This window comes from Pleomorphochaeta sp. DL1XJH-081 (assembly GCF_049310885.1).
Taxonomy (GTDB): domain Bacteria; phylum Spirochaetota; class Spirochaetia; order Sphaerochaetales; family Sphaerochaetaceae; genus CAYZJV01.
The window spans coordinates 372,684-395,996 of the sequence record NZ_JBMDYO010000001.1; the positions used below are offsets into that span (position 1 = coordinate 372,684).

The window sequence follows — 23,313 nt, forward strand, 5'->3', positions numbered from 1 at the left end:
GTTGATTATACAACAAGTTCGGCCATTTTTGTTATTTTATCGGAATAGAGAGCTTCAAAGGTATCGATCCCCCAAGACAAAGAGTGAGGTAAGTTCCTTTCATTCCCTGCACTCGCTCGGTAATGCAAGCAAGCTGTTCCGATATATTTATTCTGACGGTTTAATAAAAATGTGTCAAGTTAGATATTATTTGAATATTTGTCAAAAAAACAATCGAGAACAGGTCCAATCTCTTGCTCCACTTGGAAAAAACATATATATTTCTTTTTGACACAATTTGATTTTTTGTAATTTTAATAACAGTTACCCGAACTAAAAGGAGTTGATTATGCACAATACCCTCCCCAAATTACTTCAGAACATCGTAGCTCAATACCCCAGTAATGAAGTCCAGTTATCGAAAGATGACAATGGATCCTTCATCGCTCGCACGTATAAGGAGTTCTACAGGGAAGTACTTGACCTTGCTGCAGGACTTGCGACCTTGGGAGTGAAGAGAGAAGATCCAATCGGACTTATATCCGACAACCGGAAGGAATGGCTTGCTGCCGATATGGCAATCCTCTCATTGGGAGGAGCAGACGTACCCAGAGGTCGTGATGCCATGCCCTACGAGTTGGAATTCATCCTGAAGACCACAGAAAGCAAGGTGTGTTTTGCCGAGAACTCGGAACAAGCCCGTAAGATTCTCGATCTGAAGACGAACTTGCCCCATCTGAAAACCCTCATCGTCATAGATACCACCCACCATGCGACACAGGAGTTGAATGATCGTGATGATGTCGATGTCATTACCTACCAGAATGTTATTGATGCCGGAAAGAAGTCCAATGGAGAACATGCCGATTTTGTGGAAAAAGAGATCCTTAAGGGGAAAGTAGATGATATCGCAACCATCATTTTCACCAGCGGAACGACCGGAGAACCAAAAGGAGTAATGCTTACCCATAGGAACTTCCTTTTCCAATTGGAGCAACTGCCAAAGGTCATCGATTTCCATAAGGGAGAACGTTGGCTCAGTGTACTCCCGGTCTGGCACTCCTTCGAACGTATCCTCCAGTACGTAATCATTTCCCAAGCATCAGCAATCGCTTACTCGAAGCCGATCGGGAAGATCATGCTCGTTGATCTGCAACGGGTTAATCCATCTTGGATGGGCTCTGTACCCAGAATTTGGGAGGCGGTAAAAGCCGGAGTATATCAAAATGTAAAAGGTAAAAGTCCAATAGCACGTGGTCTCTTCCATTTCTTCGTATGGGTGGGTGCAAACCATGCCAGAGCTATGAACCTGATTGGCAACAAGATGCCGCAGTTCCGAAAGAGAGTATACCTTTTCGATCTTCTGGTAGGGATAATACCAGTCATCCTTTTAACACCATTGAAGATGCTCGGGGATGTACTGGTTTTCAAGACCATCAAGAAAAAATTCGGAACGAATTTCCGTGCTGGTGTCTCGGGAGGTGGATCACTACCATCCTCTGTGGACAATTTCTTTAAAGCAATCGGAATTACATTGCTTGATGGGTATGGGCTTACCGAAACGGCTCCTGTAATCGGTCTCAGAAAGATGGCGCACCAGGTTCCCGGTACCGTTTCTCCCCTTCCCGAGACGGAGATAAAGATAATCGATGAACGGGGAAATACTGTGAAGCCTGGACAAAAGGGAGTAATCCACGCCCGTGGTGGTCAGGTGATGGCAGGATACTACAAACGCCCCGACTTGACTGCAGCGGTAATAGATAAAGAGGGTTGGATCAATACCGGAGATATTGGTGTATGGACCTATAAAGGCGAATATGCGATCCGTGGACGTGAGAAAGATACTATCGTACTCTCTGGTGGAGAGAATATCGAACCAGTGCCCATCGAAGCCCGTTTGCGGGAATCGGAATATATTGAGCAAGCAGTTGTTGTAGGACAGGATAAGAAGTACCTCGCTGCATTGATCGTCCCCGATACCAAACAGCTCGAATTGTATGTAAAAGAGAACAATATCCCTTATATGGCGCGGTATGATATCACCGATCTTCCTGAAGTACACGACCTTTTGAATACCGAGATCAATGAGATGGTGAGTGCCAAGAATGGTTTCAAGAGCTACGAACGGATCAATCGTTTCGCAATCCTTCGAAACTCGTTCAAAGTTGGAGAAGAACTTTCGGCCAAGCAAGAGGTCATGCGACATAAGATCGCAGAAATCTATGCTAAGGAGATCGCTACCCTCTTCTCATAATATGCCATGAAATTTCCGCTATGAAAGAGCCCTGGAGTATTGCCTCTTCTGGGCTCTTTTTCTATACTGTTGCAATTGCAACATAATAATAAACCCAATCATGATAAGGTAAAGAGGAATTTGTAAGCTATGACAAACAAAACTATCGACCTACAGAAAACTGTACATGCGCTCTGCTCCGAAAACCCGGAGTTGGTGCATGTGTTGGCAAAACTGGGATTCACCGAAATAGTAAAACCCATTATGCTCTCTACAGTAGGAAAGGTCATGACATTACCCAAGGGGGCCAGTATGCGGTCCCTCGATATCAAGACCATCATCACATCATTGGAAGAACAGGGATACCAGGTGGTCAACAATCCTCAGGAGGAAAAGTAATGAGTGCGGAAATCAATAACAGCGTCCATCGTCAAGAATTGTTGAAAGGTTTAATCAGACGTCTCCATGCCGGAGATGACTTCGACGCGGTAAAAGCCGACTTCGCCAAGGAATTTGAGGGTGTCGGAGCTGAAGAGATCGCAAATGTGGAGAAAGCCCTCATAGACCAAGGAGCCGTAAAGGTTGAAGAGGTGCAGAAACTGTGTGATGTACATGCTTCATTATTCAAAGGCTCCGTAGCTGAAATCCATGCCGAGAAAAACCAAACAAAGGACCATGGGCATCCGACATGGGTATTGCGGGAAGAGAATCGTGCTATTGAGAAACTCTTTTCAGATCGTATCGACACCCATATGGCTAGTATGCAAAAAGGGGACCTTAAAGCTATCACTGCACTGGTCGAAGACCTTAAGGATCTCTGGCAAATCGATATTCACTATTCGAAGAAGGAAAATCTCTGGTTTCCAATCATGGAGCGCTATGGGATAACTGCTCCACCTAAGGTTATGTGGGGAGTGGATGATGAAATCCGCGATATGGTCAAGCTTGTCAGAAAGAATCTCGATGAATTGATCGCTGGCGGAAGGCCAAATCCTGAAGCGCTACAGAAGTTCGTCTCCGATGTTGAGTCCACGAAGGAGAAGATTATTGAGATGATCTCCAAGGAGGAAGATATTCTCATTCCAATGGTCAGCGAAGTCTTCTTCGTTACAGACTGGCGCCAGATTTCCGAGGGTAGCCCCGAGATTGGTTATTGTCTTCTCAATGACCACCCGACATGGACACCTCCCGCTCAAATGAAAGTGGAATCGAAAACCGCTGCAATGTCTGAAAGTGTGGTAACCTTGCCGACAGGTTCATTTACTCCTGAGATGTTAACCCGTGTGCTGAACACCTTGCCGATTGATATCACCTTTGTCGATGCGAACGATGAAGTAGCCTATTTCTCACAAGCAAGTGAAAGAATCTTTCCCCGCACTTCAGCAATCATAGGAAGAAAAGTAGTCAACTGTCATCCACCAGCGAGCATGCATATCGTTGAACGAATTATTAATGATTTCAAGTCGGGAAAACGGGATATCGCTGAATTCTACATCCACCTTGGGGAAGTCTATGCCCATATCCGGTATTATCCTGTCCGTGATGAGGCGGGAACTTACCTCGGTACACTTGAAGTTACACAGAATATCGCTCCTATCCAAAAACTTGAGGGAGATAAAAGACTGCTCGATGAAGAGTAGAATGGTAATTCTCTCGGTATGAATAGAGGGCTGTTCCAGTGAAAACCGGAGCAGCCCATTATTTTTGCTTTTAGCGTGAGAATTATTGAAACCAGGTAAATCCGTTCTTTTCAGCCAGATCATGGGCGAATCTTGGTAGCGTCCGTACCGGGTATACTTCCATATGCTGTTTGTCTTCCAACATGGGAGAGACAATACGCCAAGATTCGGTAATCTCCCTCATGGATGGGAACAGACTCTTATCCCCTTGCAGGATCTTCTTGACTATTTGCTCATAGGCTTCAGGAGTATTGGCTCCGAACGTCTCAGCTTGGTTGAAACGGAACCGCACTGGCTTTGATTTCCAAGAGGTATCGGGCTCCTTAAGATTCATACTGATATCAATGGTAAGCTCGGGATGTATGGTTATGATCACACCATTCTCCCCTATTGTATCATCATGCATGACCTTCTGCGTAGTATTACGGAACTTAACATAGATAAGGGATTTCGCCTCACTCTGCATCTTCCCAGTCCTAATATAGATCGGTACGCCTGCAAAGTAATATGTATTCACAGAAAGTTTGAGAGCAGCATACGTAGGTGTATGAACAATATGCCCACTATTAACTCCCAAAGATTCATAGCGACCGGTATGAAATTCCGAAACGGGGGCGATCGAGCGCAACACCTTCACCTTCTCTATCTCGATATCATCAGGCGAGAGCGTAGCCGGCTCATTCATCGTAAGATAAGTGATAATCTGCATGATATGGTTTTGTATCGTATCGCGGACAACACCAATCTGCTCGTAGAATCCCAATCGTTGGTCGACTCCATGGGTCTCGTCGAAAATGATCTGAATACTCTCAATCGAACGATTGTCCCAGATGCTTCGTATGATATCGTTATGAAATCGTAAGATAAGGAGGTTCTGCATGAATTCCTTACCTAGATAATGGTCTACACGGTAGATTTCCTTGTCGGCGAATGCTTTGAGAAGAATCTCATTGTATCGTTCAGCACTCTCCAGATCGAAGCCGAAAGGCTTTTCCACCACAATCTTCTTGGTAAGGTTGCAATGGCATGAGAGTTGAGAATCCACCACCTGGATCTGCCTGATTGCCTCTTCATAGAGAGAGGGTTGCAGTGCTAGATAGTAGATCAGCTCAACTTGTTCATGGTCTCCGATTATCGATTGGATCTGCTCCTTCAAGGGACCGGTAGCACCCTCGTCTGCCATATCATAGTAGAGATATTGCAATCTTTCCAAGAATTTCTTCGAGGTACCCTCTTCAAGCATGGCCTTCAGAAATTCATCCCGTTTCTTGAATCTTCTACCTAGGGCAAGAACGGTGAAATCGAAGCCCTTCTCCATAAGATGTTCATACGCCGGATATAACTTTTTTTGGGCTAAGTCCCCTGTACCACCGAACTGGACAACCACCTGCTTCATCCTACAGCCTCCTTCAAATCAGTAACGATATCGACCGAAAACCACTCCCTCGGGAAATATATACAGGGTAAAGTTGAGGGGCTCTCATTACCAGACAGAAACCGATCCAGAGCGAGACGCTTGCCTTCTCCGAAAAAGAGAAGATAAACCTGTGCCCGTTTCGCATACGTCTTTAGGCCACGATACGTAATGGTTACCCGTGTAGGAGGCGGTTTGGGACTATCTTCAACCAAAGCAGTATCGGAAATATCCTTCGCATCCAATGCCGGATAAGAACCTGGAAAAAGTGAGGCAACATGGCCATCTTCACCTACACCAAGGTACAGTAGATCAAGTGGGCGGCCGGTAGAATTAAAAGGCTTGTCCAGAGCTAACACCTGAATCTGGGAGGAGCGCAATCTCCCGGTTCCTATCGCATCGGATAACCCCACATCTAAAAGTGTCTCGAGATTGGTTGGACCTTCCAGTCTCTCGTCTACAAGAAAAAGCTGTATACGTTTGAGAAGGGCATCTTGGCATTCGAGTACTCCTGCCACCACCGCTACTGCACCCCTGCCGCCAGGAATTCCTATGAGGATTTCACGATCGTTACCTTCAGCTACTTGTTGGATATGAGCGGTTACCATATGTGCGAAGGCCTGTGGATTATCGACTTGGATTCTCTTCATATGTTCAATATATCGATTCCCAAGGGAATCGGACAGTACTTCAGATGATTCCGAGTTTCCTCGCCTCTTCGCCAATCACGCCCATCGCGGTATCGAGTTCCTCATCTGTATGAATCGCCATGCAGCTGGTCCTCAACAAAGCCCTTTGAGGAGGGACTGCTGGTGAAATAACCGGATTGACATATACCCCTCTTTCAAAGGAATTCTTCCAGAGTAGGAATGTCTTATCATTGTCGCCAATGATCAAGGGAACTATTGGGGTCTCGGCCGTTCCTACATTGAATCCGAGAGCGGTAAAACCATCAATAAGACGACGAGCATTGTGCTGTAGCCTATGAACCCGTTCCGGCTCCGACTCAATGATCTCCAAGGCTTTCATCGTTGCTGCGATATTCGCCGGAGGCATGGATGCACTGAAGATAAGTGGACGGGCAAAATGTTTTATATAATCTATAACCTCCTCCTCTCCTGCGACAAATCCGCCGATCGACCCGAAAGATTTGCTGAATGTGCACATCAAAAGGTCGCAGAGGGAAGGATCATTACCATAATGTTCGCAGGTACCCCGACCGGTTTTCCCCACGACACCAAGAGCGTGCGCTTCATCGAGATATATCCCAGCATCATAAGCATCTGCGAGTTTACGTATCTGGGGCAAATGGGCGATATCACCCTCCATTGAGAATACACCATCAATGACTATCAGCTTGCCGGCACCAGAAGGTATTCTCTCCAATACCCGCTCGAGATCCTCAAGATTGTTGTGCTTGTACCTATGTAGATTGATCTGTTTCTTCGTCCCATCGGCAAGAAAGATACCATCCATGATGGAAGCATGGTCGTATTTATCTACAATCACATGATCACCACGATTCAACATCGCTGAAAGTGAACCGAGATTTGTCTGATAACCGGTCGTAAAACACAAGGCAGCCGGTTTTCCTATGAAACGGGCAAGCCTATGTTCAAGTTCTTCATGAAGATCAAGCGTACCATTCATAAAGCGGGAACCACTACAACTGGTTCCATACCGCTCTGCTGCAGCTTCTGCAGCCTCTTTCATCCTCTGATCATTTGCAAGCCCAAGATAATTGTTGGAGCCAAGCATTAACATCTCTCGACCATCGATATATACTTTGGAGCCTTCGCTCCTCCCTATCGGTTTGAAAAAAGGATACAAGCCTGAGGCACGTACCTCCGCAGCCTGGGTAAATGCATAGCATTTGTCAAATATCGGAGTATGGTTCTTTTTGTCCATTACGAAGGCCTCCAGTGAATTCGGTTCAAGTATTTCCAGTCTACCCGATTCATAGCTTTGACACAATATTACAATTCGTCAGAGTTGATTTAATTGAGACAAATCCAATACCTTTCGCATAGTTTGATGCCATTTCTGTAATTTTTTTTCATATAACAAGGTATTTGCTGCACTCGTTGAAGGTAATGGTAAAACAGGTAAATGTATCGCTTGTTCACCCAATGATCGATAATACCGTTTGAAAAGCTGCATGGAGACGGTACCGTTACATACGATGTAGTTTATGCCCGGATGATCGATCAACAATTGCCGAATATCGTTGAAACCGACATTCCGTATACTGCTGTCTGAGGAACCGTCGCGGTAACACTCCTTCGCAATATCCCAAAGCGCTATATGCCAAGTTTTCAGCATAGCGACTTTCTCCTGCCATGTTGAAAGCCCATGTCCACTGAGACTCGCCATAATAGGCCAAAAGGCATTTGTCGGGTGAGCATAATACTCAACCATCTCAAGCGACTTAACGCTTGGCATACTCCCAAGAACCAGCACCCTGCTCTCAGAATCGATTATGGGGTCGAAGGAATGAATCTGTTCCATAAGAATCGTGCTATCATACTGAACGTTCATGGTCAAGGTGACCACTCCAGAGACTTCAAGCAGTATTATCCTAGCTTACCCCTTTGTGCTGTAGTACCACTTGGGGTATACTGTAGCAAGGCGACGGATTCGATGAATTCGGATAACACATCCTATATATGATGGAGTAACGATATGAAACCATTCATGGGCCCCGATTTTCTCTTGGAGAATGAAACAGCGAGATCGTTGTACCACGATAGCGCATCGAAACAGCCGATATTCGACTATCATTGTCATCTCATTCCTCAGCAGATCGCTGAAAACAAAAAGTTTGCCAATCTCACCGAGATCTGGCTTGGAGGAGACCATTACAAATGGCGGGCAATGCGTTCTGTAGGTATTGAGGAGCGCTACATCACCGGAGATGCCGAACCATTCGAAAAATATATGGCTTGGGCAAAGGCAATGCCTCAGCTACTGGGTAACCCGCTCTACCATTGGAGCCATTTGGAATTACAGCGATACTTCGGCATCCATGATCCCTTGAATGAACAGAGTACGAAATCCATATGGGATAAGGCCAACGAAATGCTGCAATCGGATGATCTAGCGGTCTCCAGCATCTTTAAAAACTTTAAGGTCGCAGCAGTGGGAACAACAGATGACCCTGCCGACGATCTTGCTGTCCATGAAAAGATCAACAGTGGAAACGCCCCGATAGGAAAAATAGATACTGTTGTCATGCCATCTTTCCGACCAGATAAGGCTTTTCTTGCACAACATGCGACCTTCGCAGAGTATATCGAAAAACTTGGAAAGGCAGCTGGAATTGCTATCGATTCTGTAGCCAATGTTAAAACCGCGTTGGGTAAGCGGCTGGAATTCTTCGTTTCCCAAGGCTGTAAGGCAAGCGACCATGGTATTCCGATGGTCCCCTATACTGAAGCAAAGGAATCGGAAGTAGAGGCGATTTTCCAGAAAGCACTGACAGGTAAAAGTCTCACTGCCCATGAGCTGGATGCATACCAGACCTCCATTATGCTCTATCTTGGTAAAGAGTATGCAAGACATGGGGTGGTGATGCAGCTCCATATGAACTCAATCCGAAATCTGAATCCCCCACAATTCTCGAAACTGGGACCCGATACTGGTTTCGATGCCTCGCACGATCTTCCAATGGCCGAAAAGCTTGGCAGAATGCTAGGAGCCTTGGAATCAGAGCATGCATTACCTAAGACGGTACTGTATACCCTGAATCCCAAGGATTACTATGTGTTGGGTTCTGTGATGGGAGCTTTCCAGGGTGATGGTATTCCAGGAAAAATCCAACTCGGCAGCGGATGGTGGTTCTGTGACCATAAGGATGGCATGGAAGACCAAATGAAGATTCTGGGCAACCTCGGGTCCCTCCCACGGTTCATCGGTATGCTCACCGATTCACGAAGTTTTCTTAGCTACCCTAGACACGAGTACTTTAGGAGAATTCTCTGCAATATTCTGGGCAAGTGGGCTGAAGCTGGTGAAATTCCTGCCGATCCTGTCCTTTTGGATACGATAGTCCGTGACATTAGCTTCCACAACGCCCAGCGATATTTCGCATAGGAGCAACTGCACATGGTAATACCAATCGACCCCGCCGATAAAAAGGCGGGATCCCATCTCAGTTCAGTGGAACGGACCCTCGGAATCCTGGAATGTCTCTCTGGACACCATAAAATTAACCTAGAGCGACTTGCCGAAGAAACCGGACTCCCCAAACCGACACTTCACCGATTCCTATCAACGTTGGTGAATCTCGGTTATGTGTTCAGAGATGAAAATGATCAATACTCTCTGACCCTACGAATGTTCAGTGTCGGTTCAAAGGGTCTGTCCCATATGGATTTAGCCCAGGATGCCCGACCAGTTGCTGAGAATCTGGGCAAAACCTTAGGGGAAACTGTCCATATGGGAGTGCTTGATGATGATATGGCAATGTATATCCTCAAGATTGAATCGCAATACACTATCCGAATGTATAGTCGAGTAGGGAAACGGATTCCTCTCTATTGTACAGCTATCGGGAAGATACTCTTGGCCGATAAGTCCGAGGATGATGCAAAAAAGATTATAGACATCATGGAATTGGTTCCATTCACTCGTACTACCATCGTAGGGAAACAGCAACTCCAACAAGAACTGAAACAGATCAGAGAGAGAGGATTCTCTGAAGATCTGCAAGAACATGAAGAGGGAATCCGATGTATCGCGGCTCCCGTCCGCGATTATTCCAAGCGGGTAATCGCAGGGTTGTCCGTTTCTTGGCCAACATTTCGATTCGATGAAGCCAAACGGGAATACTACATCGAATCCGTAAAAAAGAGTGCCGATGTGATATCGGCACTCATGGGTTATTAGTGGTTTGTGACATCCTGATCCAGGGGATCGTTCATGTCAGTTTGGATCTCTAACGCTGCACCCTTCCGGAGCCATCACCTTTCATAAGGGATTCCACCTCAGAGCGGGTTGTCAAGTTGAAATCACCCCCGATACTATGCTTCAGGCAGGAAGCTGCAACAGCAAATCGCAAAGCTTCTTGCTCCTCCATATGGCGTAATCCGAAAATAAGACCGGCAGAGAATGAATCACCGCCTCCTACTCTATCGATAATATCGTCAATAGCGTAGCGGGGCGACACATGAAATCCCTTTTCTCCAAGAAGTACCGCTCGCCAGCCATTACGGTCAGCACTGATACTCTCACGGAGTGTTATTGCGACATTGCGTACATTGGGGTATTGAAGTTGGACTTTCTTCGCCAATTGCTCGTAGACTGAATCGGAGAGTTCACCTTTGGTTACATCGACATCAGCTTCGATACCCAGACATTTTTGGATATCTTCCTCATTTGCGATAACCACATCAGCATACTTGGTAAGCCCCCCCATCACTTCTGGGGCGCTTTTGCCATATTTCCATAATTTCTTGCGGTAATTCAAATCGATACTTACTGTTAGTCCAAGTTCTTTTGCGGCCTTCATCGCGGCAAGGGCACAATCAGCAGCCGACTGTGAAATGGCGGGGGTAATACCCGTTATATGCAGCCAATCTGAATCTTTCAGGATAGCAGCCCAATCGAAAAGTGACGATTCAGCAATGGCAATTGCAGAGCCTGCTCGATCATAGACGACTTTGGATGGTCTTTGGTTAGCTCCTGTCTCAAGGAAATAGATGCCAACCCTTCCCTCGTCTGTCCGAACGATGGAGGCGGTATCCACACCATGTTTTCGCACTTCAGATACGGCTCCATCACCGATAGCATCCTTAGGCAATGCAGTTACAAAGCGCGCTTTATCGCCTAGGAGACTCAAGGAAACGGCTACATTAGCCTCTCCTCCCCCAAAAGTAGCTTCAAGAGCTGGAGATTGGAAGAACCGTTCATGGTGAGGAGATTTGAGGCGAAGCATGATTTCGCCAAATGTCGTTACATATTTCATAATCTATTCCTTCTAGTTGGATTCATGGGAATTATATCATGTGTAGAAAAAAGGTCAATGATTTTTGAAATACTGTTCCATTTTTCAAACAACTAAAACCATAATCCAAAAGACCTCTTTTAAATCTGATAACTACGCATAGTAGGAACTATATCAGCATCCATGACCTGGATACATTTACGTACCTATTAAATTTTTATACCCATTTCACATGTATTGGGCTATACTAAGTCTGATACTAAAAAGAAGGAGAGGGTCATGCCAGGAAAATTCATTATTTCAAAAACACCAAAAGGATTTTTTCGTTTCAGCCTCCAGGCTGCCAACTACCAGACGATTCTCACAAGCCAGAACTATAGTAGTCTGCGCAATTGCAAGGATGGCATCGAGGCTATCAAGAAGAATGCACTTTCCCAGATAGAAGACCAGACGTTGCAAAAACCTGAACCGAAGAAGAATCCCAAGTACGAAGTGTATCTCGACAATGCGAATCAATATCGGTATAGACTGCTGGCTTCGAATGGTCAGAATATTGCGATAGCAGAAGAGGGATATGCAACGAAATCGGGTTGCATGAATGGAATTGAAGCAATCGGAAGAGCTGCTCCCGATGCAGATATAGATGAGAGCGCTCTCTCATAAACCCGCAAATATATCAGGAAATTGTCTGTAATAATTCTTCAGTTCATGTTAGACATGTAAACATGTACATCGGACAAGTCCTGCATAAAGTTTTACGGGCAAAAAATTACACCATTTCCACTTTTGCAAGAATTGCAGGAATGTCACGAAGCCAATTGTATAAAATCCTGAAAGATGAGCATAGCCCTACGTTGGTGACTGTCGAACGCCTTTGTAAAGCTCTTGATTTACCTATGGCCGACTTGATAACCATGGTAGAGGATATCAACCACGAGGAGACTTTTTAAACGCAAAATAGAGCTCCTCTGTCGCCAATGCCAACTTCGTTACAGAGAATTCTTTCCCATGGGGATATATGTAGTAGGTGTCATCAAGCGTAGAGAGATCGATGCAATCGCCTTTATTAAAATAGTCATACTCAATATGGCAGGAGTACATGGTAGGAACAGGTTTTTCCAACCTAAAAGCCTCGCCATCGAATTCTCCTTCCAAAATAAAACCTTGATTTGAATGAGTAAGCTTCGCAGTCCCTAACCGGATGTATCGCTTAGCGTTCGGTAACGCATCAACAGTCGCTTCGCAGGAGAATGCATACTCTCCCCGTTCTATTTCCTGGCTCACCTGGGATCGTTCGAATTCATACCAATCAGGAATATGGGGGAATTCGGTATACAATACCTCCTCATCGGAAGCTTTTACCACTGCCTGCAATTCGCCAAGAGTGGTCATCTCCCAGCTCTTATTGCATGCACCACAAGTTATTCTCGTTCCCTCACTTTCCATCCGATATTCACTTTTACAATGGGGGCATTGATAGAGAACCTTATGCAATCCCTCTGCCCTCTTGGGGTGGTCAATGATAATTCCATGCTCCTTTTGCCAACGATACTCATCATAGGAAAAGGCCTCGTTAATTTTTCCGTTAATTTCTGCTACGGTCGCTGTAGCCAATTCTTCCGGTGTGAAAATTTGGGAAAGGTCAGCCTCAAGCCTATTTCCCCTTGGTGTGAGATTCCAACAGGGTGAATGCAGATAGTTGCCGTGCATATTGAGCATCACCACAGGAACTCCCAGTAATTTCACCATCTTACCCAACGATTCAGGTAATACGGCATTTGTTCCTATGAGGGAATATCTCGCCTCCGGATATAACGCCAAGATATCCTTATGTTTTACAAGGACATGGCGGATTTGTCGAACCAATTGTACATCATTAGTGAATTTACGCTTACAGATACCTCCAACCTGCCGTAAGAGCCATTCTCGTCCTATGAAACCATCGATAGCGACTACATAATTTGCTCGGTGGGGAAATATCGCAGCGGTGGTTACTTTAAAATCATTGAAAGCATGGTGGGTACAGAGAAGGAGATAGGGAGGTTCTACCCCTTCCATCCTATGCCTATGGATCCTCAATCTATATTTCCAGACAGTCGGAAAACTCAATATCCAGGTAAGCGGTCTAAGGAATCCCCTCTGTCGTATCGGCTTCTTGACCATATCAAACCGAATCGCGGCATGCAATTTCTCTATTCCTGTCATCCAGTTCCCCTTGAGAACGGTTGTCACCCTGCCGATCTCGCTTTATTTAGGTGAAAGTATGAGTGAAGATACCATCACATTGAACTGCATGCAAGCATTAAGCACGCAGCTATTCTGTCCATTTTTGAATTAAATCCAATCTACTTGACTCTTTCTGCAGAAACTGATACTTTACCATAAGAACAGAGGCAAGGTCTGGTGACTTTGAAACGGGTTCGATTCCCAATCTAGCCTGAACCGTCGCGGATATCTTTACGATTTTCGTGGTAAAAAGGTGCTGATTCGGATTGTGAAAATTAGGTGATTGTAAGTTTATCCCAGCGATTTGTCCCATGCTGGAGGCTACAAGTTGAACCGAAACCACGATACCGAACGCACCTTTTTCGTTTTTCTTACCTACGTTCAATTCTCATGTAAGAAGGTATTGTGTGCATCTATCCATTCTTGGTTCGATCCAAGTATTGCTAGCAGGCATATGTTGGGGAACCTACGGAACCATTGCATCCCACTTGCCTGCGGGAATCCCATCCCTCGCCGTGGGCACCATCCGTCTAGGAGTAGGTGCACTTGGGTTGGCTCTTGTACTTGCGATAAGACATAAAGGTCATGTAATAACACGTGGCAATCACTTCAACCTGGGGACGATTGCCTTGGGGGCTATTGCATTGGCAGTTGCCCAAACAACCCTCTATATAGGTATTAGGAATGCTGGAGTCACGATTGCTACCATGATATTCATTGGTACTCCTCCCCTCTTCAGTGGCCTATATTCCCTTGTAGTTAGAAAAGAACGGCAAAGCATGTCATGGCTCACATCTTCTCTTGTGATAGCGTTCGGGTGTTATCTCATGGCTATCAGTGAAGGTGTGACAGCACAGAGTTCTCCTTTGGTATGGGGAAGTATCTTTGCAACAGTCGCGGGTGCCAGTTGGACTATGGTGGGAACTATGCTCAGAGATATGGAAAAGGTTGCATCCCCAGTTGAATCCTCATTTGTCATAATGGCGGCTGCATCCTTGGTCATGTTACCCATAGCACTGCTCCAAGGGGCAGCGACGTGGATTGACAATAGTAGGGTAATTTTTCTTTCCCTCGCACTCGGACTACTTTCTGCTGCGATACCCTATTGGTTGTTCACTACAGGAGCAAGGAGAATTCCAGCAAGCCATGCTTTCCTCTATGGTCTCTCTGAGCCGATTACTGCATCATTTTTGGGAATGGTGGTACTGGGAGAACGACTGACCCCATTAGGAATGATTGGCTACTTAGCCGTTGTAACCTCATTGATTTTCTTCTCAGTGTGGGAAATGAAAGGTGCAAAAACCCTAGGACAAGGGGAGCCTAAAGACACAGTTGCCTAGTATAATCATAGGATAAGATATGTTATACATCCTTTTCTGCTAGATATTCCCACCGCTTCATATGTTCTTCTAACTGTGTTCGCTTCAGTCCGTATTCCTTAGTCCTCTGTTCAAGTGTTTCGGGATCAGAATCTGAAGCCACGAAACTATCCTCCAAAGCAGAGATACTCAGTTCCAACTTGTCTATCTTTTCCAAGAGAGACTCTAATTCATGCCTCTCCTTGAACGTAAGACCCGGTTTTTTTTCCCGCTTCACAGGCCAGCTACGGTTCTTGTCACTTTGGGTCTGACTCTTGGATTCCTGCACCTTTTGCTCGGTAAGAGCTCTCTGGGAATCTTCGTAGTCGCTATAACTGCCGGCGAATTCAGTAATAGTACCTGTTGCGTCGAACACTAGAAGGGTTTGGGCTACGCGATCGAGGAAAGCTCGGTCATGCGATACTACCATGACACAACCGGAAAAATCGATAAGATACTCCTCAAGTCTTCGGATGGTATCAATATCCAAGTCATTGGTTGGTTCATCAAGAAGAAGGAAGTTCGGAGCCTTGATCAGAATTCCGATCAGATGAAGTCTTCTCCGTTCACCGCCACTGAGTCTTTCGATCTCCATTCGATGAAAAGAGTTGGGAAAACCAAACATTTCCAAAAATCGTACAGCACTTACCGTCTCCCCCGGACCAAGGGTAATCTCTTCTGCCATTTCGGATATATGTTCCAATACCGTCTTACTCGTGTCCAGATTCTCATCCATCTGATCGTAATAGCCGAAAACAGTATTCACACCAACATCTATCATGCCGAAGTCGGCTTCTATTCGACCGCTCAAGATCTCCAGTAAAGTGGTCTTTCCCGATCCGTTGGGACCAATCAGCCCAAGTCTCTCCCCTCGTGAGAAACTATGTGAAAAAGGTTCCACAACCCGCCGTCCATCATATTCTTTACCGATTTCTGTAAGTTCAAGGATCTTTTTCCCCATTCGTCGATGCATGGATGAAAAATCGGCGATTATATCCTGTTCCTTGGTCAAAGAACTTTGCATATCCTCGATGCGGGATTTTCTCCCAGAGTCCTTTCCGGTCCTGGCTTTCGGACCACGAGAGAGCCACTGCAGTTCACGTCGCAAAATTGTTTTCAAACGTTCCTGCTCTGCCTGTTGACTGGAAAGACGTTGACCACGTCTCTCCAAGAAAGTTTTATAGGAACCGGGATGACTATATACCGCACTATTATCGAACTCCATGATCGTATTACAGACATGGTCCAAAAGATACCTATCGTGGGTTACCAGGATGACAGACATACCGCTGTTGACCAGATACCGCTCAAGCCAGGAAATCGTCTGGATATCGAGATGGTTCGTAGGTTCATCAAGGAAAACGAGGTCAGGATTCGGGGCAAGGGTTCTTGCAATGGCGACTTTCTTGAGCATCCCGCCAGAAAGAGTTTCCATCAATTGGTCTGGAGTTGGACCGGACAATTCCCCAAGAAATGAATTGTATCTGGTCTCTACATCCCACCCGTGGATTCTCTCTATCTCATCCATGATCCGATGTAAAGTATTATCTGAGGAACCATTAGAGAGCTCTGTATGTCCATGCAGGGCATTTCGATAGGAGTTCAACAATTGACAAGTTGGATGGTCACTGTCATAGAGGAACTCCTCTACGGTTTGACTCGTGGTAAATTGTGGTTGCTGATCGAGGATGGACAGGGTCAAATCCTTCGCCTTTGCGATAGTTCCATTGTCCGAATCCATACGACCACCAAGAATCTTTAAAAAAGTACTCTTACCGCATCCATTCGGACCGACAAGACCGATCCGGTCACCCGATTCCATACCAAAAGTAACATGCTCAAAGAGAGGCGTGTCTTTAAGCGTCTTGGAGATGTCTTCAACCGAGAGTATTACCATGGTGGAATTCTAACGCACTATTTCATACGGCCAATCATTTATGCCGCCAAAATCGTATACGTTCGTATATCCGAGCGAAACCAATTTCCTTGCTGCCTGGGAACTCCTGTTACCGCTACGACAGTATACCAAGATGGTATCATCAAAATTCGGTAACAACTCAGGATTACTAGCAGTCGTTATGGTTTCGTTAGGTATGAGGAGCGCTCCCTCAATATGTCCTGCTGCGTACTCGGATGGTGTCCTGACATCCACAACAGTGACGGGATCTCCCGAATCAATCATCTCTTTGGCGAGTTGGGGTGAAATTTTCCTATATTGGGCTGTCATCGCAGTAACCACATCCACACTCTCTGCCCTATCGGACGAACCGGCACCACCAGTGCAGGAGACCAAAGGGACGAATATCATGAGCAGTAACAGTACCATCTGTATCATGTAACGCATAGTATAAACCTCTTTCTTCAATTCATTGTACTATGATAAACAATCGGCAAAGCGTCAAGTTTCAGAGTCTCCTAGAAGGCAATTAAAAATTATTGTTGACATTGTACTAATACACTAGTACAATCTTTATCAGGTGAATTGATATGACAAAACAGATCGAACCACAATCACTTACATTCACGATTGATCCTAAAAGCGGGGTCCCCTATTACAAACAAATAATCCTACAGGTAGAGATGGCGATTGCTGACGGTAGACTTACCAAGGGAGAACGGTTACCCACAGTAAGAAGTCTTGCGGTTGACCTTAGCATAAACCCCAATACGGTAGCTAGGGCGTACAATGAGATGGAAATCCGAAATATTGTGGTCACGCAACAAGGATCCGGTACCTTCATCAGTGATAAAGAAATAAGTATAGACAGCATCGAACGGGAAAGGATCCTTACCGAGATCACCCGATCCTATATCACCAAAGCAGCTTCATACGGGTTCACACTCCTGGAAATCCTTGACCACATACAGGAACTGGGAAGCGACACCCTACAAAAAGGAGAAAAGACATGAACCTTTTTACCAAGAAATTCGAACGTATAAAGAATATGCAGAGCTTCACATTGAAAAAGGATTTTGCCTATGGTTCTGTATCATTCTTTCTTTTGGCACTATTCATTGCAGGAGGCATATGGCTCCAGATGTCCATGTTCCCAAGGATACCATTCCAACCAGTCATCTATCTGGCTGTACTGATCCTTGTCGCTGGCATTCTCATTGCGGCTCTGCCCTTGTGGGCATCGATTATCCAACTTTCGGTTATCCTGTGGCTCGTGATACTCGGTGTCTTGGGGAATGCGCTCTATCCATTGGGTGTTCTTGGGACTATAGGCCTGTTCATCTCGGCTTCTGTACAATTGGTGCTCCACTGGGACAAGGTCGTTGTACTTCGTATGGGGCGATTCAAACGTGTACATGGCCCTGGGTTGCTCTTTCTCTTCCCATTGGTTGATAGAATCGCCGAATTTGTCGATACCCGTATCCGAGCTACCGATTTCAGTGCTGAGAAGACACTTACACGAGATACGGTCCCAGTCCATGTGGATGCTCTCGCATTCTGGATGATCTGGGATGCCAAACATGCGGTTCTAGAAGTTGAGAACTATATCGAAGCTGTCATACTATCGGCACAGACGGCGCTGAGAGATGCAATTGGAAAACATGAACTATCGTCACTACTTTCTGAACGAGAGGAACTCGGAAGGGAAATCCAACAAGCGCTGGATGCGAAAACCAATCCTTGGGGTGTCACCATCCTTTCAATTGAAATAACCGACATCATTATCCCGAAGGAATTGGAGGATGCTCTTAGCAAACAGGCGCAAGCACAACGTGAAAAACAATCACGTATCATCTTAGCTGCTGCAGAGGTCGAGATTGCCAAACAATTCGAAGAAGCTGCCCTAAAATACGCCGACAATCCAACAGCTTTGCAGTTGCGGGCAATGAATATGGTATACGAGGGGATACGGAGGAACAATTCCATGATGCTCATGCCGGCATCAATCCTCGATAACATGAATCTTGGAACAGTACTCGGAAGCGCCGCTTTACAGAAACTCCAATCGGAGAGTCCTGAACTGGTCTCCTCCGGGCAGACTGGAACAGAGGTAGAAGAGGATCGATAGAACATGAAATTCCTGATACTGCTTGCAGGAAAGAACCTCTTCAGATACCGGCGTAGGACATTGATCACCTCCGGAGTAATTGCCGTAGGACTCATGTTCTTTCTCCTGATCGACTCATTACTTATCGGGATCGATCGAGAGTCGGTGAGGAATCTCAAGTGGTATGAGACATCATCCATACGGATAATGCATGCCGATTATTGGGAAGACCGCCTTCTCATGCCATTGGATATGGCGATCGATCACCCCTACCGGTTGGTGGAAGAACTGGAAGAAGCCGGATATACGGCAACTCCAAGGATCATGTTTTCTGCCGATCTGATCCTGTATAGCGATGATTTTGGAGAAAATGGAAACCTACCAGTCCAAGTGACTGCGGTAGATTTTCCCTTAGATAGACAAGTCTTCAGATTCGGAGAGACGTTGGTCGAAGGGCGCTTTCCAGACATGGGAAGCAATGAGATAGTCCTTGGGTCTTGGCTGGCAGAAGATCTCAATGCTGAGATAGGCTATTGGGTAACGTTGGTAACCCGTGGTAATGGAGGGTTCTTCGAGGCCATGGATATGCAGATTGTGGGAATTGTGAATTGCCCAAACCCCAATGTGAACCGATCACTTCTCATGGTCCCCATAGATACCATTTCCGACTATCTGGCAATGGAGAACATGGCTACAGAGATCAATATCTCCCTACCGGAATCGGCAGATATTGAAAGGGAGACTGCACAGATCTTGACTTTGACTGAGCATTGGGAAACTCCTTTGTCGGTAATGGCGTGGGATCAACTGGCAAGTGATTATATGGCAATGATACAAGCTGAAAGAGGTGGATCTTCCCTCATGCTCTTTCTGGTATTCCTCATTGCCGCTGTTGGCATATCCAATACCATGATTATGGTGATCAGTGAAAGGATTAGGGAATTGGGTATGATGCGGGCTTTAGGAATGAGTGATAAAAGTATCCATCTCCTCTTTCTCCTTGAGGCCGCAGGAATCGGGCTACTGGGCTCTATCGCCGGAACCATCGCAGGCATCTTGGCTAATATATTCTTGGTAAAGTATGGAATCGATTTTGGGTTCCTCATGCGTGAGATGGATATGGCATATCGAATACAGAGTATTTTCAGGGGTGCTTGGAGTATCCGTGGAATACTGACGACATTTGTGGCAGGAGTAATACTCTCAGTAACTGTCGCTTGGTTTCCGACTAAGCGGGCAACAAGGAAAGATATTCCCACCTGTCTGAGACATCAATAATAGGAGAGTCATATGATTCAAGTACAACAGGTCGTACGAAACTATCAAGCGGGAGAAACCGTTGTAAAAGCACTCAAAGGTGTATCGATGGAGATCACAGAGGGAGAATTCGTCTCAATTGCAGGACCTTCCGGTTCAGGAAAGACCACATTGTTGAACCTTATCGGTTGTATCGATGCACTCGATGGGGGAGAAATCACCATAGACGGCATACCTGTATCGAGAATGGACAAGAAGGCAAAGACCGAGTTCAGGAGAAACAACCTTGGTTTTGTGTTCCAGACATACAATCTTATACCGGTCTTGAGTGCTTATGAGAATATCTCATTCGTGCTATCGATATTGAACATTCCGGAAAAAGAGATTGAAGAACGGACAATGCGGATACTCAAGGAAGTTGGCCTTGAAGGGATGGAGCATCGTCGTCCTGATCGTCTTTCAGGAGGACAACAACAACGGATAGCTATCGCTAGGGCTTTGGTGAAAAATCCCAAGATTGTGCTTGCCGATGAACCGACTGCAAATCTCGATTCAAAGACTGGCGAAGAGATTCTCAAACTGATGAAACAAATGAATGAGAAGTACCACACAACATTCATTTTCTCTACCCACGATGCCATGGTAATGGATTATGCAAAAAGATTGGTGTTGTTACATGATGGGCAGATAACCAATGACGAGAGGAGGTAACGATGAAATTCATCATCACACTTGCCTTCAAGAACCTTACGAGATACAAGCGGAGGACGCTGATCACAGCATTCGCCATAGCCATTGGATTGATGATGTTCATAGTCGTGGATTCGGTCTTGATTGGTGTTGAATCTGAATCGATGAGAAACCTACGATGGTATGAGACATCGGCTGCTCGGATCATGCATCCCGATTATTGGGAAGACCGCTTGCTGATGCCGCTGGATATGTCTATTGAAGATCCTTATGAAATAGTCGACCTACTTCACAATGAAGGAATAGCGGCTACACCACGAATCAATTTTGCTGCCGATATGATCCTCTATAGTGACGATTTTGGAGAAGAGGGAAATATGTCGGTTCAAGTAACCGCAATAGATCCGGAATTGGATAACACAGTATTCCGATTTGAGGAAACCTTGGTGGAAGGGAACTTCCCCGAACCGGGGACAAACCAGATGGTCATTGGATCTTGGTTTGCCGAGGATATCGGAGCCGAAGTAGGCTATTGGATCACTTTGGTCACACGAGGGAACGGTGGATTCTATGAGGCGATGGATATGGAGATTGTCGGTATTGTCAATTGTCCAAATCCGAATGTGAACAGGACACTGTTGATGGTTCCCATCGATACGATCGGAGATTACCTTGCGATGGAAGGTAATGTTACCGAGATCAATATCGGGCTCCCCGAAAGTGCCGATATACCTGAAGAGGTGGAAAGGATCAAGCAACTCATAACCGATAATGGTAATGAACTCCGTGTTGCCACTTGGGACGAATTGGCTCAAGACTATGTCGCCCTTGCCGAAGCGAAACGGGGTGGTACGGGAATGATCCTCTTTCTGGTTTTCATCATAGCGGCGGTGGGAATCTCGAACACCATGCTCATGGCTATTTATGAAAGGATACGGGAATTAGGCATGATGCGCGCCTTGGGTATGCAAGATAGGAATATCCAATTGGCATTTATGATCGAAGCTGGTGGTATCGGACTCATAGGATCCATCGTAGGAGTCTTATTGGGAATTGGAGTAAATCTCTATTTGGTCAATGTAGGGATAGACCTTGGATTCCTTATGCGCGATATGGATATGGGATACCGTATACAGAGCATAATGAGAGGCGCTTGGAGCATATCTACCCTAGTTACGGCATTCTTGTTCGGCACCATACTGTCCATGCTCGTCGCGTACATCCCTACCCGCCGGGCACTGAAGATGGATATCCCGTCCTGTCTGAGACACCAGTAAAGGAGCCAAGAGATGACAATGAAATTGATACATGTTGCTTTTCGCAACATAACACGAAACAAGAGACGATCTATCCTTTCGGGAATCGCAATTGCCGTAGCTTCGATGAGTATCGTATTCCTCTTCGCATTGGTACAGGGAATGCGTGACGATATGGCACAAAACCTAGCAATTTATTATACAGGAGAGGTCAGGGTACGGAATGCTCAATATGAGGAATATGAGCGTTACAATCCAATCCATCTCTCTGTGGATTGGGAGACGATCGATAGGACTTTGGCCCAGACTCCCGGTGTAGTCGACTATGTGCCAAGGATTACGTTTGGTGCGGCTTTTTACGTCAATGGAGGAAATCATCCCGCTGTTGGCATCGGAGCCGATTTTAATCGAGAAGCAAGTTACCAAGATCTCGAATCGATCATAAAAGAGGGTCGCATTCCAGAGAGTGGAAAGAATGAGATGTTGATCGGAGCTGTATTGGCCAGAGACTTGAAAACATCGATTGGAGATAAGATAACGGTAATCAGCACGACCGCAGCCAGGGGCAATAATGCCATCACCTTCGAAGTAGTGGGAATCGCTGCATTCCCGGTAGCTGCTTTGAATGCGCAATTTTTCTGGGCTCCGCTTGATCGTGTACAATACTTTCTGAGGATGGACAACCAAGTACAAGAGGTCCTGATAACCGTTGATGAAGATGAGCGGGAGGCTGCGACACTCATCAAGGAACGGCTGGAGTCGGCTACAGGCAACGAGCTGGAAGTACAGGCCTATACCGATATAAGTATGATGTATGGCTTCATAGAAATTGCACAATACATCTACTATGTGATCGGAGTATTCTTCCTCCTCCTCGGCAGTACGGTAATCATCAATACCACCATGATGGTTATCTATGAACGAATGCGTGAAATCGGCACACTCAGTGCTTTGGGTATGCATGGGAAGGAGTTGACCCGATTGTTCTTTCTAGAAGGCGCTATGATCAGCGCTATTGGTGCCGCTGCGGGTGTCTTATTGGGTACGGTGATGATCGTGTACTTAGGAAATGTCGGATTGAACTTCACCGATGCTATGAGTGGTATAGATATGGAAATTTCCAGCGTACTCTATCCAAAATTCAATATTTGGACCACCATTATCGTATATATCTATTCGGTGGTAATATCGGCTGCAGCAACTATGATTCCCTCCCGTCGTGCATCCCGCATTGAACCGGTCGAGGCATTACGCTATGTGTAGGAGCAACTTT

Annotated in this window: 22 protein-coding genes; 14 read left to right on the forward strand and 8 right to left on the reverse strand. The window is 45.7% G+C overall.

Features of this window, described 5'->3' with window-relative positions; all coding sequences use genetic code 11:
- The first annotated feature begins 328 nt into the window (after window positions 1–328).
- The 3 genes from ACODJP_RS01660 (at window position 329) to ACODJP_RS01670 (ending at window position 3,852) form a co-directional block, all read left to right on the forward strand.
- Window positions 329–2,233 carry an AMP-dependent synthetase/ligase gene (locus ACODJP_RS01660; protein ID WP_422477802.1) on the forward strand — a complete coding sequence of 635 codons (1,905 nt, stop codon included), beginning with the start codon at window positions 329–331 and terminating at the stop codon, window positions 2,231–2,233.
- 129 nt (window positions 2,234–2,362) lie between these two features.
- Entirely contained in the window at window positions 2,363–2,611 is a 249-nt protein-coding gene (locus ACODJP_RS01665; RefSeq protein WP_422477804.1) for a DUF1858 domain-containing protein, read from the forward strand.
- Window positions 2,611–3,852, forward strand: coding sequence for a DUF438 domain-containing protein (locus ACODJP_RS01670; protein ID WP_422477806.1), 1,242 nt, complete (start codon window positions 2,611–2,613; stop codon window positions 3,850–3,852). Before ACODJP_RS01665 ends, ACODJP_RS01670 begins: the two co-directional genes overlap by 1 nt.
- Before the next feature lie 82 nt (window positions 3,853–3,934).
- On the opposite strand, the gene ACODJP_RS01675 is transcribed toward ACODJP_RS01670, so the two are convergent.
- The 4 genes from ACODJP_RS01675 to ACODJP_RS01690 all read right to left on the reverse strand — a co-directional run bounded on the left by ACODJP_RS01675 (window position 3,935) and on the right by ACODJP_RS01690 (window position 7,843).
- On the reverse strand, window positions 3,935–5,287 hold the full coding sequence (locus ACODJP_RS01675; RefSeq protein WP_422477808.1) for a glucose-6-phosphate dehydrogenase: 1,353 nt from the start codon (window positions 5,285–5,287) through the stop codon (window positions 3,935–3,937).
- A complete protein-coding gene (locus ACODJP_RS01680; protein ID WP_422477810.1) occupies window positions 5,284–5,955 on the reverse strand; it encodes a 6-phosphogluconolactonase in 672 nt (223 codons plus the stop codon). Before ACODJP_RS01680 ends, ACODJP_RS01675 begins: the two co-directional genes overlap by 4 nt.
- A 40-nt stretch (window positions 5,956–5,995) precedes the next feature.
- Entirely contained in the window at window positions 5,996–7,213 is a 1,218-nt protein-coding gene (locus ACODJP_RS01685) for an aminotransferase class I/II-fold pyridoxal phosphate-dependent enzyme (protein WP_422477812.1), read from the reverse strand.
- A 78-nt stretch (window positions 7,214–7,291) separates the two neighbouring features.
- Window positions 7,292–7,843, reverse strand: a complete 552-nt coding sequence (locus ACODJP_RS01690) for a DNA-deoxyinosine glycosylase (RefSeq protein ID WP_422478833.1) — start codon at window positions 7,841–7,843, stop codon at window positions 7,292–7,294.
- Between the two features lie 144 nt (window positions 7,844–7,987).
- Here ACODJP_RS01690 and uxaC point away from each other — a divergent pair, with 144 nt between their 5' ends.
- Window positions 7,988–9,397: a glucuronate isomerase gene (gene uxaC / locus ACODJP_RS01695; protein WP_422477814.1), complete on the forward strand. Its 1,410-nt coding sequence runs from the start codon at window positions 7,988–7,990 to the stop codon at window positions 9,395–9,397.
- Window positions 9,398–9,409: 12 nt separating this feature from the next.
- Complete coding sequence (locus ACODJP_RS01700; RefSeq protein ID WP_422477816.1) at window positions 9,410–10,192, forward strand: IclR family transcriptional regulator; 783 nt, start codon at window positions 9,410–9,412, stop codon at window positions 10,190–10,192.
- A gap of 49 nt (window positions 10,193–10,241) precedes the next feature.
- Here the strand turns inward: ACODJP_RS01700 and ACODJP_RS01705 are convergent, their stop codons facing one another.
- On the reverse strand, window positions 10,242–11,270 hold the full coding sequence (locus ACODJP_RS01705) for a PfkB family carbohydrate kinase (RefSeq protein ID WP_422477818.1): 1,029 nt from the start codon (window positions 11,268–11,270) through the stop codon (window positions 10,242–10,244).
- Window positions 11,271–11,528: 258 nt separating this feature from the next.
- On the opposite strand from ACODJP_RS01705, the gene ACODJP_RS01710 reads away from it, so the two are divergent.
- A complete protein-coding gene (locus ACODJP_RS01710) occupies window positions 11,529–11,912 on the forward strand; it encodes a YegP family protein (protein WP_422477820.1) in 384 nt (127 codons plus the stop codon).
- A 62-nt stretch (window positions 11,913–11,974) separates the two neighbouring features.
- Window positions 11,975–12,199 (forward strand): helix-turn-helix domain-containing protein, encoded by a 225-nt coding sequence (locus tag ACODJP_RS01715; RefSeq protein WP_422477822.1) that lies wholly within the window; start codon window positions 11,975–11,977, stop codon window positions 12,197–12,199.
- On the opposite strand, the gene ACODJP_RS01720 is transcribed toward ACODJP_RS01715, so the two are convergent.
- Window positions 12,177–13,454 carry a hypothetical protein gene (locus tag ACODJP_RS01720; protein WP_422477824.1) on the reverse strand — a complete coding sequence of 426 codons (1,278 nt, stop codon included), beginning with the start codon at window positions 13,452–13,454 and terminating at the stop codon, window positions 12,177–12,179. The genes ACODJP_RS01715 and ACODJP_RS01720 overlap by 23 nt on opposite strands.
- A gap of 428 nt (window positions 13,455–13,882) precedes the next feature.
- Between ACODJP_RS01720 and ACODJP_RS01725 the strand changes: the two genes are divergently transcribed.
- Window positions 13,883–14,815, forward strand: coding sequence for a DMT family transporter (locus ACODJP_RS01725; protein ID WP_422477826.1), 933 nt, complete (start codon window positions 13,883–13,885; stop codon window positions 14,813–14,815).
- Window positions 14,816–14,837: 22 nt separating this feature from the next.
- Here the strand turns inward: ACODJP_RS01725 and ACODJP_RS01730 are convergent, their stop codons facing one another.
- Both ACODJP_RS01730 and ACODJP_RS01735 read right to left on the reverse strand, forming a co-directional pair.
- Entirely contained in the window at window positions 14,838–16,730 is a 1,893-nt protein-coding gene (locus ACODJP_RS01730) for an ABC-F family ATP-binding cassette domain-containing protein (protein ID WP_422477828.1), read from the reverse strand.
- A gap of 9 nt (window positions 16,731–16,739) precedes the next feature.
- Window positions 16,740–17,177: a rhodanese-like domain-containing protein gene (locus ACODJP_RS01735; RefSeq protein WP_422477830.1), complete on the reverse strand. Its 438-nt coding sequence runs from the start codon at window positions 17,175–17,177 to the stop codon at window positions 16,740–16,742.
- A 143-nt stretch (window positions 17,178–17,320) separates the two neighbouring features.
- Between ACODJP_RS01735 and ACODJP_RS01740 the strand changes: the two genes are divergently transcribed.
- The 6 genes from ACODJP_RS01740 to ACODJP_RS01765 are packed head-to-tail and all read left to right on the forward strand — an operon-like array spanning window position 17,321 to window position 23,303.
- Window positions 17,321–17,743, forward strand: coding sequence for a GntR family transcriptional regulator (locus tag ACODJP_RS01740; RefSeq protein WP_422477832.1), 423 nt, complete (start codon window positions 17,321–17,323; stop codon window positions 17,741–17,743).
- Window positions 17,740–18,858: a slipin family protein gene (locus ACODJP_RS01745; RefSeq protein ID WP_422477834.1), complete on the forward strand. Its 1,119-nt coding sequence runs from the start codon at window positions 17,740–17,742 to the stop codon at window positions 18,856–18,858. Before ACODJP_RS01740 ends, ACODJP_RS01745 begins: the two co-directional genes overlap by 4 nt.
- Before the next feature lie 3 nt (window positions 18,859–18,861).
- Window positions 18,862–20,115 carry an ABC transporter permease gene (locus ACODJP_RS01750; protein ID WP_422477836.1) on the forward strand — a complete coding sequence of 418 codons (1,254 nt, stop codon included), beginning with the start codon at window positions 18,862–18,864 and terminating at the stop codon, window positions 20,113–20,115.
- A gap of 12 nt (window positions 20,116–20,127) precedes the next feature.
- On the forward strand, window positions 20,128–20,805 hold the full coding sequence (locus ACODJP_RS01755) for an ABC transporter ATP-binding protein (RefSeq protein WP_422477838.1): 678 nt from the start codon (window positions 20,128–20,130) through the stop codon (window positions 20,803–20,805).
- Between the two features lie 2 nt (window positions 20,806–20,807).
- On the forward strand, window positions 20,808–22,061 hold the full coding sequence (locus tag ACODJP_RS01760) for an ABC transporter permease (RefSeq protein WP_422477840.1): 1,254 nt from the start codon (window positions 20,808–20,810) through the stop codon (window positions 22,059–22,061).
- Between the two features lie 18 nt (window positions 22,062–22,079).
- A complete protein-coding gene (locus ACODJP_RS01765; RefSeq protein ID WP_422477842.1) occupies window positions 22,080–23,303 on the forward strand; it encodes an ABC transporter permease in 1,224 nt (407 codons plus the stop codon).
- The last annotated feature ends 10 nt before the right edge of the window (window positions 23,304–23,313 follow it).